Source organism: Lentzea sp. NPDC058436 (assembly GCF_042721515.1).
GTDB lineage: Bacteria > Actinomycetota > Actinomycetes > Mycobacteriales > Pseudonocardiaceae > Lentzea.
Window position 1 is genome coordinate 709,796 of record NZ_JBHXLF010000003.1, and the last position, 12,490, is coordinate 722,285.

Below are 12,490 nucleotides of genomic sequence, written 5' to 3' on the forward strand. Positions count from 1 at the left end.
GGTGGCCCAGGTTTCCAGCTGGAGGCAGCGAGATAGCGCTCTCACGAACTCGCCCTGAACGATCACCACGACGGCTGTGCGCGGCCGTTCGGACTATCCATCATGAACACCCGTGTCTCCCGTTGTGTGCAAGGAAAAGGCCAGGGCGAGCGCGACCCGCGCCGCCACCACGTCACGTGTGCGCGTGCGGATGCTCGACACGATCTCGGACTGCGCCGCCGCCGAGCGGCTGCTGTGCGAGGTGTGGCGGACCGGTCCGGACCAGCCGCCTCTGGCTGCCGACGTCGTGAAGGCCATGGCCGACGCGGGAAGCCACGTCGCCGGCGCGTTCGACACGGCGGGCGACGACCTGGTCGGGGTCTGCGTCGGACTCTGGGGGCCGCCCGACCGGCCTGGCATGCACAGCCACCTCGCCGGGGTGCTCGGCTCCGCCCGCGGCCGGCACGTCGGCCTGGCGTTGAAGCTGGACCAGCGCGCGCACGCCCTGGAGCGCGGAACCGGCCGGATCAGCTGGACGTTCGACCCGCTCATCGCGCGCAATGCGCACTTCAACCTGACCAGGCTCGGCGGCACGGTGTCGCGGTACCTCCCCGACTACTACGGCCGGTTGCCCGACGGGCTGAACCAGGCCGACGAGTCGGACCGGCTGATGCTGGACTGGGACCTCGCCGACCCGCGGGTCGTCGCCGCGTGCGACGAGGCACGACCCGAACCGCCCGGCCCCACGCCGTTGCCCCTGCTGGCCGACGACGGCGGCCGGCCCGTGTCGAGACGGACGTCCGGCGGTCCCGTCCTGGTCGCGGTGCCCGAGGACTTCGAGACGCTCCGCGCGGAGCAGCCGTCGCTCGCACGGGAGTGGCGGGTCGCCGTCCGGCACACCCTCGGCGCCCTTCTCGACGGCGGCGCGCGGCTGACCCGCTTCGACCGCGCCGCCGGTGGCTACGTCCTCACGACGGGAGAAGGACGATGAAGATCGAACGCGTCTCGTTGCGACGCATCCGCCTGCCGCTGGTCGCGCCGTTCCGCACGTCCCTCGGCGTCGAGCACGAACGTCCGGCGCTGCTGGTGCAGGTGACCACGGCGGAGGGCGAGGGCTGGGGCGAGTGCGTCGCCGGCGCGGACGCCAGCTACTCCTCGGAGTACCTCGAAGGCGCCGAGGACGTCCTCCGGCGGCACCTGGTTCCTCGTTTGCTGGCAACGGATTCGGTGTCCGCGCACGCCGTGGCGCCGTTGCTCGCCGCGGTGAAGGGCCATCGGATGGCGAAGGCCGCGCTGGAGACGGCGGTGCTCGACGCCGAGCTCCGCGCGCTCGGGATCTCGTTCGCCACCGGGCTGGGCGCGCTCGCCACCCGAGTGCCGAGCGGGGTGTCCGTCGGCATCATGGACTCCGTTCCCGAACTGCTCGACGCCGTGGAGACCTACCTCGCGCAGGGCTACCGGCGGATCAAGCTCAAGATCGAGCCCGGCTGGGACGTCGTCCCGGTGCGGGCGGTCCGCGAGCGGTTCGGCGACGACCTCCTGCTCCAGGCCGACGCCAACGCCGCGTACTCCCGTGCCGACGCGCCTCTGCTGGCCCGTCTCGACGAGTTCGGCCTGCTGCTGCTCGAACAACCGCTCGACGAGGAGGACCTCCTCGGTCACGCCGCGCTCGCCCGGCGCCTCACCACCCCGATCTGCCTCGACGAGTCGGTGGTCTCCGCCCGGTCCGCCGCCGACGCGATCGCCCTTGGCGCGTGCCACGTCGTCAACGTCAAGCCCGGCCGCGTGGGCGGGTACCTGGAGGCCAGGCGGATCCACGACGTGTGCGCCGCGTCCGGGATCCCCGTCTGGTGCGGCGGCATGCTGGAGACCGGGCTCGGCCGCGCGGGCAACGCGGCGCTGGCCGCGCTGCCGAACTTCACGCTGCCCGGCGACATCTCGGCCTCCGACCGCTACTACGCCACCGACATCACCGAACCGTTCGTCCTGAAGGACGGGCATCTGGAGGTGCCGGACGGGCCCGGTCTCGGGGTCGCGCCGCTGCCGGACGTGCTGGCGGCGGTGACGACCGCGGTGAGCGAAGTGCGTTAGAGCGACACGTTTCCGCCCGACACCACGACCGCGGCGCCGTCCGGGAACTGCCCGGGGTGGGCGAGCAGGGCGGCGAGCGCGGTGGCTCCACCGGGCTCGGCCACGACGCGCAGCCGTTGCCAGAGGAGTGCGCGCGCAGCGGCGATGTCCTCGTCGGCGACTGTGAGGGTCTTCATGCCGAACGAGAGGCCGACGGCCGTGGCGATCCCGCCTGCCCGGCGGGCGCCGAGGCTGTCCAGGGCGATGCCGCCGACCTCCACGTCCACCGGGGTGCCCGCCTCCAGCGCGGCGGTGAGCGAGGGTGCCGAGGACGGTTCGGCCGCGATCACGGGGTTGCGGCCGTCGAGCGCCAGTGCGACGCCCGCGTACAGGCCTCCTCCGCCGCAGCCGACCAGGACGGGCAAGCCCTCCGGCACCTGGCCGGCGAGTTCGAGGCCGAGGGAACCCTGTCCCGCCACCGTGTGCGGGCCGTCGAAGGCGTCGAGGTGGAACGCTCCCTCGTCGCGCGCGTGGTCCTGGCTGGCGACCAGCGCGTCGGCGTAGAAGCCCTCGACGCGGTGCAGGCGGGCGCCGAGGGACTCGATGATGTCCGTCTTGGCCCTGGGCGAGAAGCCGGGCACGAACACGGTGGCGGGCAGGCCAGCCTGCCGCGCCGCCCAGGCCACAGCGGCACCGTGGTTGCCTCCCGACGCGCAGCAGACGCCGGTCGCGTCCCGCAGCAGGGCGACCGCGTTGGACGCGCCGCGGACCTTGAACGAACCGGTGTGCTGGAGGTACTCCAGCTTGAGGGTGACGGGCACGCCCAGATCGCCGGCGGCCAGCTCGATCACGGGCGTATGGCGCACCAGGCCACGAATCCGCTCGGCCGCGTTCCGGATGTCCTGCAGTGAAGGGATTTCAGCGTTCACGAGGTGTGTCCCGAGGAGTTGGTCTGCACGGCGCTGCGGGCCGTGGTGTCGACGTGGAGGCGGAAGACGTCGGGCCGCGCGTAGTGGCCGACGGCGTCGAAGTCGTAGCGGGCGCGCGGGATCAGTCCCATGTCGAGGTCGGCGGTCAGCAGGACCTCCTCGTCGTGGACGGGTCCGGCGAGCACCTCGCCCAGCGGGCCGATGATGCTGCTGCCACCCCGTGAGAGGAGTTGGTCCGGGCCGTACGGCGTGGGGTGGTCGGCCGGGAAGTCGCCGGCGCGCAAGAACTGGTTCGCCGTCAGCACGAAACACCTGCCTTCCATGGCGATGTGGCGCATGGTCGCGTGGTGGCTCTCCCTGCTGTCCGCCGTCGGCGCGCAGTACAGCTCGATCCCCTGCGCGTACATGGCCATCCGCGTCGCGGGCATGAGGTTCTCCCAGCAGATCACGGCGCCCAGCCTGCCGAGCCTCGTGTCGTGCACGTCGAGGGTCGAGCCGTCGCCGAAGCCCCAGATCATCCGCTCGGCACCGGTGGGCATGAGCTTGCGCCGCTTGCCGAGGAGGGTTCCGTTGTCGGAGAAGAACAAGACCGTGCAGTAGAGCGTGCCGCGTTCTCGTTCGACCACACCGATGACCAAGTGCGTGCGGGCTTCGGCCGCCAGTTCGCCCAGGCGGTCCGTGACGGGGCCGGGCACCTCCACGGCACCGTTCCAGTACCGCGCGAACTCGTCCCGCCCCTCGGGGGTCCGGTCGCCCACCACCGCACCGAACGCGGACCCCTTGGGATACCCGCCGACGAACGCCTCGGGGAACACCACGAGGTCGAGATTCCGTTCAGCCGCCTCGGAAAGCCACCGCCGCACGACGTCCAAAGTGGCCAATGGGTCGAACGGAACGGGCGCGGCCTGCACCACGCCCGCCCGGACGTGCGTGCTGTCGTCACTGGTCATGGCAGCGAGAATGCTGACGTCAGAGAGCGTGCGGAAGACGTCGACCCGTTCAGTGGGACACGGCGAGCCGGGAGAGCGCGTGGGCGGCCGCACGGACCTGGTCGATCAACGGGGACAGCGGCCGCGACGCCGGAACGGACACCGACAACGCCCCCGTGATGCCACCACGACCTGCGAGAACGGGCGCGGCGGCACAGCACAGCCCCGCCGTCACCTCCTCGTGGTCGAACGCCACGCCGGAGCGCGCCAGCCCGTCCACGGCCGCACGAGCGCTCTTCGCGATCTCCCGGTCGGCCTCGGCCCCCAGCACGCGACCACGCCGGTCCCCGGGAAGCCCCGCGAGCAGAACCCTCCCGACCGCGCTGCCGGCCGGTGCCTGCAGACGCCCGACCGCGGACGGCGCGACGTCCCCGTCCCGCCCCACGAGCTTGGCCACGTAACAAACGGAGTCGTCCACCAGCACCGCGAGGTGCACCATCGCCCCGGTTCGCCGGTGCAGCTCGGCCAGAACGGGCTGCCCCGCGTCCGCCAGCCGCGCTCCCGGCCAGCGCGAGCCGAGGCGGAACAGCCCGAGGCCGACGGTGAACCGGTCGCCGAGCCTCGTCACGGCACCGTGCGCCTCCAGCTGCGTGAGCAACCGGGACACGGTCTGCTTGGGGATGCCCGTCGCGCGGGAGATCTCGGCGCAGCGGACAGGGGCGTCGGCGGCTTCCAGTGCGCCGAGGACCGCGAAGGCCCCGTCGAGGACTCCGCGTCCGGGTGACCTCATCGACTCACCGCCCTTCCGCGTGCTCCTCCCAGCGTACGACGACCTTCCCGACCGTCCGGCCGCTCTTGCTGTGCTCCAAAGCGGCCACGACACCGTCGAGGGTGGGCTCGTACACGCGGTCGACGTGGACGCGGAGCTGACCGGCGTCCACGAAGCGGTCGACCCGGTCGAGGAGCTCGCGCGAGGCGTCGAGGAACACCGGAACGTAGGCGATCCTGCGGCCGAACCGCGAGCGCACCTGACGGGCGAGAATCGGCGGCGCCAACCGCAGAGCGGCGCCGAACGTGACGCGGTCGTCCTCGTCGCGGGAGATCGTGACGAACCGGCCGCCGTCCTTCAGCACGTTCCGCGCGGCCTCCCACTGCTCCCGGCCACCGACGAGGTCGAGCACCGCGTCGAACGAACGGGCGGGCAGGGCGCTGTCGAACCTGCCGGCGGTGTGGTCGACGACCTCGTCGGCACCGAGCCCGCGGACGAAGGAGGCGTTGCGGCCGCTGCTGACCGCGGTGACGTGCGCGGCACCGAGAGCCTTCGCGATCTGAACGGCGTACGTGCCGACGCCACCGGAAGCCCCGATCACGACCACCCTGCTACCGGCACCCACCCCGGCCTTGTCCAACGCCAGCAACGCCGTCTGCCCGGCCAGCGGCAACGCGGCCGCCTCGGCGAAACCGAGCGACTCGGGCATGACGCTGACCAGGTCCTGCTCCACGTTCACGAACTCACCGGCGCCGCCTCCGCCGAGCTTGTTGTCGGCGTGCACGCGATCGCCGACCTTCAGCCGGGTCACCTCACGCCCGACGGCGGTCACGACACCGGCCAGGTCGAAGAGCGGGACGAACGGGAACCGGCGCCGCACCAGCAGGCGGCGGTGACCCTCGATCATCTGCCAGTCGATCGGGTTGACCGACGCCGCGCGCACCCGGACGCGGACCTGCGTCGGGGACGGCGGCTCGATCGGGAGGTCGACCGACGACAACACGGCATGCGCGGTTCCGTAGCCGTGCTGCACCACGGCGCGTTGGGCAACTGGATCGGCGGGTTCCAGGACGATCACCGGGATCTCCCTCTCGGTGTAGCCGGCGTAGTCCGCGTAGGGCGGGAAGACCTCGACGAGGCGTGGCCACAACGCCTCGCGTTCGGCACCGGAGGCCACGCGCGGACGGACCCGGCGACGGATCCCGCCGCGCAGCTCCACGTCGGTGACCGGCATGGCCATGAGGTTGTGGAACCACGCGGGGTGCGCGTCGGAGCCGCCCTTGGAGGCGACCACGACGAGGTCGGGAGAGTCGTCGAGGTAGATCAACGGGTTGGTGCGGGCCTCGCCGCTGCGCCGTCCCACGTGGTCGAGCAGCAGGACGGGGGCACCGAGGAACTTCGAGCCCACCCGGCCCTTCGTGGCGCGGAACAGCGTCTTCTGCAGGCGGGCGCCCTGCCGGTGGAGGTCCCAGAACGAGCTGGAGTTGCGGGTCGACCGAGTCATGAGACCGATAGTGTCAGAGTCTGACAGTTGTCGCAAAGAGACAAAAGTCTGCGAACGACACCAAGGCGCGGATCTGGGTAAGGTTGGTTCATGAGCACTCCGGGGCTGCGCGAGCGGAAGAAGCTGCGCACGCGCCAGTCACTGGTCGACGCGGCGTACGCGCTCTTCGCGCGGCAGGGCTTCGCCGCCACGACCGTCGACCAGATCGCCGACGCGGTCGAGGTGTCGGCGCGGACGTTCCACCGCTACTTCGCCTCGAAGGAGGACGTCGCGCTGTCGGTGCTGACCGAGCAGCACGACGCCCTGGTCGAGGCGCTGCGGACGCGGCCGCCCGAGGAGCCGGTAATGACGGCGATCCACAACGCGGCCGTCGGGGTCCTGCGGACGTACGAGGCGGACGAGGACTGCGACGCGTTCCGGTTCCACCAGATGCAGACGCTGATCGCGGGCAGCCCGGCGCTGAGGGCCGCCGCCGCCGAACAGGGCACGGCGCGGACGACCGAGGTGGCGGAGCTGATCGCCGAACGGATGGGCGTCGACCCGGCGGCCGACCCGCGTCCCGGCCTCGTCGCCGCCGTCGCGCTGTGCGCCGCGCCTGCCGCCGTGGACGCGCGACGCGCGCACGAGCCGTCACGAGCGGCGTCGGAGCTGTACGGGCAGGTGTTCGACCTGCTCGGCGCCGGGATGGACTACCCGGCGGCGGTCCGCGGCTGATCAGAAGGCGGCGGCGCTGCTCCCCCTCAGCCTCGCCGCCACCCTCTCCCCCTCGTGGATCCCCTCATCCACGAGACAGAGCCTGCCAGGGTGAACCTGAAAGGACGCTGAACGATCCTGAAACGGATTTCAGGACTCGATCATGCGGGATGCGGCACTCTGCCCTCATGCGCGTGCTCGTCGTGGAAGATGACCCCCGCCTCGCCGACCTGCTCACCCGCGGCCTGACCGCCGAGGGGTTCGCCGTCGACGTGGAGCGGACCGGCACCGACGGGCTGTGGCGGGCGCGCGAGCACCCGTACGACGTGATCGTCCTGGACATCATGCTGCCCGGCCTCAACGGCTACCGGGTCTGCAAGGAGCTGCGGGACGCGGGCGTGTGGACGCCGATCCTGATGCTCACGGCGAAGGACGGCGAGTTCGACGAGGCCGAGGGCCTGGACACCGGGGCGGACGACTACCTGACCAAGCCGTTCTCCTACGTGGTGCTGGTGGCGCGGCTCAGGGCGCTCGGCCGGCGGTCGCGCACCGCCCAGCCGGTGCTGCTGCGGGCCGGCGACCTGGTGCTCGACCCGGTCAGCCGCGAGTGCCACCGCGGGACCACGCGGATCGACCTCAAGGCGAAGGAGTTCTCGGTGCTGAGCTTCCTGCTGCGGCACGCGGGTGAGGTCGTCACCAAGTCGGAGATCATCGACGGCGTGTGGGACTCGGCGCAGGACCCGGACCCCAACCTCGTCGAGGTCTACGTCAGCGCGTTGCGCCGCAAGATCGACACACCGTTCGACCGGCGCAGCATCACCACCGTTCGCGGTGTCGGCTACCGGTTGGCGGACCGATGAAGTCGTTGCAGGTCAAGGTGACCGTGCTGGCCACGGTGGTCACGGCGGTGCTGGTCGGGCTGGCCGGCGTGCTGATGGCGATGTCGCAACGGCAGCAGATCACCGTCCAGGCCGAGCACGGCTCGCGCGTCGAGTACGTGTGCGCCGGCAGCGAGTGCGTCGTCCTGGACGAGCGGAAGCTGCTCACCCCGCCCGGCGCGGTGGTCCAGTACGCGACCACCGCGGTGCGCCCGGAGCTGACGTTCTCGCCGTTCGGCGAGATCGGGTTCCAGGTGATCGGCGCCGGGCCGCGCCCCTCCGAGGAGGCGGGCTGGACGATCGCCTGGCAGGCGCAGTCGGAGCTGAACACCGCGATGCTGGGCCTGCTCGGGGTGTTCGTGCTGATCACCTCGCTGGTGTCGGTCACGGTGCTGACCGCGGTCGGCCGGGTGCTGCGGCCGGTCGAGGCGATGCGGGCCGAGGTGGCCGAGATCAACGAGAACAACCTCACCCGGCGCGTTCCGGTGCCGTCGTCCGACAACGAGATCGCGCGTTTGGGTGCCACGCTGAACGAGACGCTCGACCGGATGCATCGCACCGTCGAGGACACCCGCCGGTTCGTCGCGGACGCCTCGCACGAGCTGCGCAGTCCGCTGGCCGCGCTGCGGGCCGAACTGGAGATCGCGTTGTCGCACCCGCAGATGGCGGACTGGCCCACGGTCGTGAAGATGGCCCTGGAGGACGCCGAACGGTTGCAGGAGCTGACCACTGACCTGTTGCTGCTGGCCCGGCTGGACGCCGACGCGCTGGACCGGCAGGACACCGTCGACCTCAGCGCCGTGGTGCGCCGCGAGGTCTCCCGCCGGGCGATGGTCACGCTCGACGCCGACGACCACGTCCTCGTGCCAGGACGGCGTGCCCAGCTGTCCCGGCTGCTCGGCAACCTGCTCGACAACGCCGAACGCCACGCGGGCACCGAGGTGATCGTGCGCCTGCGCGGCGGTGCGGCCGCCACGCTGGAGGTGATCGACGACGGCCCCGGCATCCCCGAGGCGGACAGGGAACGCGTCTTCGACCGGTTCACCCGGCTCGACGAGGCCCGCACCCGTGCCGCGGGTGGCGCGGGTCTCGGGCTCGCCATCGCACGCCGCATCGCGGGACGGCACCAGGGCACGCTGGAGGCCACCGACACCGACGGGTTCCGCGGAATCCGTTTCGTGGCAACGATCCCGACCGGCATCCCGCAGCCGAGGAAGGCCGCCGTCATCCCCCACCAGCGCATGGGCGACGAGGTGTGGCAGTTCCTCAACGGGTCGATCGTCCCGACGCACCACCACGTTCCCGAACCACGCCCAGCCCCCTCGCCGGAACTGGACTGGGACCTCATCTTCGGGGAGCACCAGCCCCTGCACCGCTGACCTCCGCCAGGGGCACGCGGGTCTCGTGCCCCTGGCGCCGCCTGTCAGGTCCCGTTGATCAACCGGATGGCCAGGTCGGGGTTGAACGTCCCCGCGGGTGTGCTCGGAGCGATGCCGCAGGGGCCGTCCGACACGCCAGGTGTCTTGACCCACAACAACATCTCAGCGCCGCCACCGGTCTGGCTGGTGACGCCGAGCTTGGCTCCCGCCGGGTTGCACCAGCCGTTCGGGTCGGAGTTGCGCCCGTTGGCGTTGCGACTGGTGTCGATCACGAACGGCTTCGCCGAGGGCAGGAAGCTGTTCACGGTGTTGGCGTAGCTCACCGACTGGCTGGTCGTGTAGTAGTTGGACACGTTGACCGAGAACCCGCGGATGTTGGCCACGCCGGCTTCGTTCAGCCGGTACGCCATCGTCGACGGGGTGCCCCATCCGGCGTTGCCGGCGTCGAGGTAGGCGTAGGTGTTGGGCGCCTTGGCCTTCAGCTGCTCGGTGGCGTACTTGAGCAGCCCGGCCATCTCGGTGCGCTGCGCCGTGGTGAGGCACCCGTACGCGGCGAGCGCGTCCGGTTCGACGATCACCACCGCGGCCTTGGTCCCGATCCCGGCCGCGAAGCCGGAGATCCAGGTCCGGTAGGCGGACGCGCTGCCCGCGCCGCCTCCCGAGTGCCCGCCGCAGGCATCCCTGTTGGGGATGTTGTACGCGACGAGCACGGGCAGCTTGTCCTGCCCGTCGGCCGCGCCCGTGTAGTTGGCGACGGTCGAGCCGATGTTCGCGTCGTTGCCGAACCAGCGCGCGATCGGCTTGGAGCCGATCGAGGACTGGATCCGCGCGGAACGCGAGTCGCTCGGGTTGTTGCGCGCCCAGGTGGCGGGCGCGGAGTTGGTGTTGACGTACCACCCGCTGGTCAGGTCGAGCGGACTGGCTGCTGTGGCAGGGGTTGCGGGTGACAGCAGCACGACCGCGCAGACGGCGACCGCGGAACGGACAATCCACCGCACTGTGGATCTCCTCTCGGACGGGGACTCTTCCTCTCACCCACCGCGGGCCCGCCCGCACGACGCTGTGCGGGCGGGGGCGGTGGGAGTTCTCGGGGTCAGCGGGTGTCGGCGAACGCCGCGACCCAGGCGAGCGCGGAGTTCCAGTTGATCGCGACCTCGTTGGTCGACCAGGAACCCAGCTCGTCGATGTAGCACTTGGCGGGCGCACAACCGGGGAGGTTCTGCTGGGCCACCGGGTCCTGCAGGCCCGAGTTCGGGCCACCCGCGAGCGATCCGGCGGGCGGGTTGGGCAGCTTGGCGTCGACCTGGTTCGCCCAGTGCCGGTGGTGCTGGTTCCTGCTGGCCTTCTCGCCGTAGCCGCTGACGAACGACTGGTTGAGGCCGTTGCGGCCGAGCAGGTAGTCCATCGACTCCAGCACCGCGTCGCTGTACTTGCGGTCCAGCGTGGTGTCGTACGCCATCGCCATGATCATCGACGCGGTGAGCGTCGCACTCGTCGAACCCCAGGCGTACTGGCCGTCGGCCGGCTTGGACGGGTTCGGGTAGCCCTGCGACCTCAGGTCGTTCACGTGGCCGTTCGCGACGCTGATGACGCGCGACCGGGCGGCGAGCACGCGGTCGAGCGGGAACCTCAGCGGCAGCCGCATGATCGTCAGGTCCGCCAGGCCGCCGGTGTCCTTCCAGGAGAACCCGGCGGAGGTCAGCTTCGTGGTGATCCTGCCGAGGTACTCGCGCTTGCCGGTCGTCGCGTAGAGCTCAGCCGCGGCCCACGAGAACTCGTCGGTGACGTTGGTGTCGTCGTAGGCGCCGCCACCGACGCTGTCCTCGTCCGGAGCGTACTTCGCCGGGTTGGCGAGAGCCGCCTTCCACGCGGACTCGGCCGCTGCGAGGCACTTGTCGGAGAACGCACGGTCCCAGATCTTGTAGACGCGGGCGCACTGGGCACCGGCGGCGGCGAGGTTCAGCGTGGCGGCCGTCGACGGGGCGTGCAGGTAGCGCGGCTGCGGGTCGTTGGCCGGCAGCATCGGGTGCGCGGTCCAGGCCAGGTCGTGGATCTTGTGGTGCGCCATGCCCGCGAGCGGCTTTCCGGCGGGGACCTGCATCTTCAGCAGGAACTCGACCTCCCAGCGCGCCTCGTCCAGCACGTCCGGCCGCTGGTTGCTCTGCTCCGGGATCGAGAGCAGGCCGTCGCGGATGCCCTCGATGTCGAACGTGTGGAGCGAGCGCTCGTAGGTGTCCATCAGCTGCCACGCGGCCAACGCGCCGTTCACGACGTACTTGCCGTGGTCGCCCGCGTCGTACCAGCCGCCGCTGACGTCGAGCGAGTAGTCGCACTCCCCCGGCAGGCAGGGCACCGAGACGTCACCCTTGTTGGGCGCGACACCGACGTGGCCCGCGGCGCGCGCGTAAGCGTCGCCGACGTACTTCGCCTCGATCGGGATGCCGCTGCGGTTGTGGTAGAAGTACGCCAGCGAGTCCCGTCGTAGCTGGTCATAGGGCTTGTCGGTGATGTCGAACGGGTAGCTGGTGTCACTGCCGACGGTCAGGCTGTAACCGCTTCCAGCCTTCTTGTACGACGAGAAGTCGGCGATGTGCACGTCGTCGCGCGTCATCGCGTCCTTGCCCTTGACCTGCGTCTTTCCCGTCTTCACAATGGCGCCGGCAGCGTCGCGCAGCTGCCAGTCGAGCGGCGTCGTGGAGCTGCTGACGATCGAGGCGCGCTTGGCGCCCGCCGTCGGGTACGCGTACTGGTTCGTGCGGACCGGCGAGCCGTAGTCCCAGCCGCCGCCGGGCGGGACGATCCCGCCGGTCAGCGACACGTCGTCGATGCACAGCGTGTACGGCTCCGCGGACACGCCACCGGCCTGGATCGCGACCTGGCCGCCGGTGCGGGTGGCCACTGTGGACGTACCGGTGAACTCGAACGTCTTGGGAACACTGGTGAGCGCGGCCGGCTTGTTCAGCACCGTCGTGTTCGGGGCGACACCGAGAGCGACCGCCGCCCGCACCGTGACGTTCTTGGTCGCCGTCGCGGTGAAACGAAGCGTGTACGGCTGACCGGCTTCGAGCGGGATGTCGTTCTGGCCGATCATCGCCGTCCACGGGTTCGCGGTGCCGCCGGGGATCTGCGCGCAGAGCCTGCCGTCGGCCACTGTGGACGGAGCGATTCCGCTGCTCCACCAAGGGGTCTTCACGCTGTCGAACTTGCCGTTGAGCACGCGTTCATAGGGCTCGGCCGCGGTCGCGGGGGTCGCGATCACGGCGAGCAGCACGAGCGGAAGGCCGGTTGCCACCAGCCTGGTTTTCACGGACATACCGGGGGCCTCTCGAGGTCGACTGTCACCCGGCGCGACCGCAGCGT

General features: G+C 71.1%; 11 protein-coding genes. 5 read left to right on the top strand and 6 right to left on the bottom strand.

Features of this window, described 5'->3' with window-relative positions:
* Nucleotides 1–112: 112 nt before the first annotated feature.
* Together ACFWN2_RS17065 and menC are read left to right on the top strand one after the other, a co-directional pair.
* Nucleotides 113–970 carry a hypothetical protein gene (locus ACFWN2_RS17065; RefSeq protein WP_382428434.1) on the top strand — a complete coding sequence of 286 codons (858 nt, stop codon included), beginning with the start codon at nucleotides 113–115 and terminating at the stop codon, nucleotides 968–970.
* The gene (gene menC / locus ACFWN2_RS17070) at nucleotides 967–2,070 is read left to right on the top strand and encodes an o-succinylbenzoate synthase (protein ID WP_382428435.1); all 1,104 of its coding nucleotides are present in this window, start codon (nucleotides 967–969) and stop codon (nucleotides 2,068–2,070) included. The genes ACFWN2_RS17065 and menC overlap by 4 nt, the downstream gene beginning before the upstream one ends.
* On the opposite strand, the gene ACFWN2_RS17075 is transcribed toward menC, so the two are convergent.
* The 4 genes from ACFWN2_RS17075 to ACFWN2_RS17090 are packed head-to-tail and all read right to left on the bottom strand — an operon-like array spanning nucleotide 2,067 to nucleotide 6,180.
* Complete coding sequence (locus ACFWN2_RS17075; RefSeq protein WP_382428436.1) at nucleotides 2,067–2,978, bottom strand: pyridoxal-phosphate dependent enzyme; 912 nt, start codon at nucleotides 2,976–2,978, stop codon at nucleotides 2,067–2,069. The two genes, menC and ACFWN2_RS17075, sit on opposite strands and share 4 nt — an antisense overlap.
* Complete coding sequence (locus tag ACFWN2_RS17080) at nucleotides 2,975–3,928, bottom strand: carbon-nitrogen hydrolase family protein (protein ID WP_382428437.1); 954 nt, start codon at nucleotides 3,926–3,928, stop codon at nucleotides 2,975–2,977. The genes ACFWN2_RS17075 and ACFWN2_RS17080 overlap by 4 nt, the downstream gene beginning before the upstream one ends.
* Before the next feature lie 49 nt (nucleotides 3,929–3,977).
* On the bottom strand, nucleotides 3,978–4,697 hold the full coding sequence (locus ACFWN2_RS17085; protein WP_382428438.1) for an IclR family transcriptional regulator: 720 nt from the start codon (nucleotides 4,695–4,697) through the stop codon (nucleotides 3,978–3,980).
* A 4-nt stretch (nucleotides 4,698–4,701) separates the two neighbouring features.
* A complete protein-coding gene (locus tag ACFWN2_RS17090; RefSeq protein ID WP_382428439.1) occupies nucleotides 4,702–6,180 on the bottom strand; it encodes a nitroreductase/quinone reductase family protein in 1,479 nt (492 codons plus the stop codon).
* A gap of 90 nt (nucleotides 6,181–6,270) precedes the next feature.
* Between ACFWN2_RS17090 and ACFWN2_RS17095 the strand changes: the two genes are divergently transcribed.
* The 3 genes from ACFWN2_RS17095 (at nucleotide 6,271) to ACFWN2_RS17105 (ending at nucleotide 9,130) form a co-directional block, all read left to right on the top strand.
* A complete protein-coding gene (locus ACFWN2_RS17095; protein WP_382428440.1) occupies nucleotides 6,271–6,894 on the top strand; it encodes a TetR family transcriptional regulator in 624 nt (207 codons plus the stop codon).
* 167 nt (nucleotides 6,895–7,061) lie between these two features.
* A complete protein-coding gene (locus tag ACFWN2_RS17100; RefSeq protein ID WP_382428441.1) occupies nucleotides 7,062–7,733 on the top strand; it encodes a response regulator transcription factor in 672 nt (223 codons plus the stop codon).
* Nucleotides 7,730–9,130: a sensor histidine kinase gene (locus ACFWN2_RS17105; protein WP_382428442.1), complete on the top strand. Its 1,401-nt coding sequence runs from the start codon at nucleotides 7,730–7,732 to the stop codon at nucleotides 9,128–9,130. Before ACFWN2_RS17100 ends, ACFWN2_RS17105 begins: the two co-directional genes overlap by 4 nt.
* Nucleotides 9,131–9,174: 44 nt before the next feature.
* On the opposite strand, the gene ACFWN2_RS17110 is transcribed toward ACFWN2_RS17105, so the two are convergent.
* Both ACFWN2_RS17110 and ACFWN2_RS17115 read right to left on the bottom strand, forming a co-directional pair.
* The gene (locus ACFWN2_RS17110; RefSeq protein WP_382428443.1) at nucleotides 9,175–10,128 is read right to left on the bottom strand and encodes a glycoside hydrolase family 6 protein; all 954 of its coding nucleotides are present in this window, start codon (nucleotides 10,126–10,128) and stop codon (nucleotides 9,175–9,177) included.
* Between the two features lie 95 nt (nucleotides 10,129–10,223).
* Nucleotides 10,224–12,443 carry a glycoside hydrolase family 9 protein gene (locus ACFWN2_RS17115; protein WP_382428444.1) on the bottom strand — a complete coding sequence of 740 codons (2,220 nt, stop codon included), beginning with the start codon at nucleotides 12,441–12,443 and terminating at the stop codon, nucleotides 10,224–10,226.
* Nucleotides 12,444–12,490: the final 47 nt, after the last annotated feature.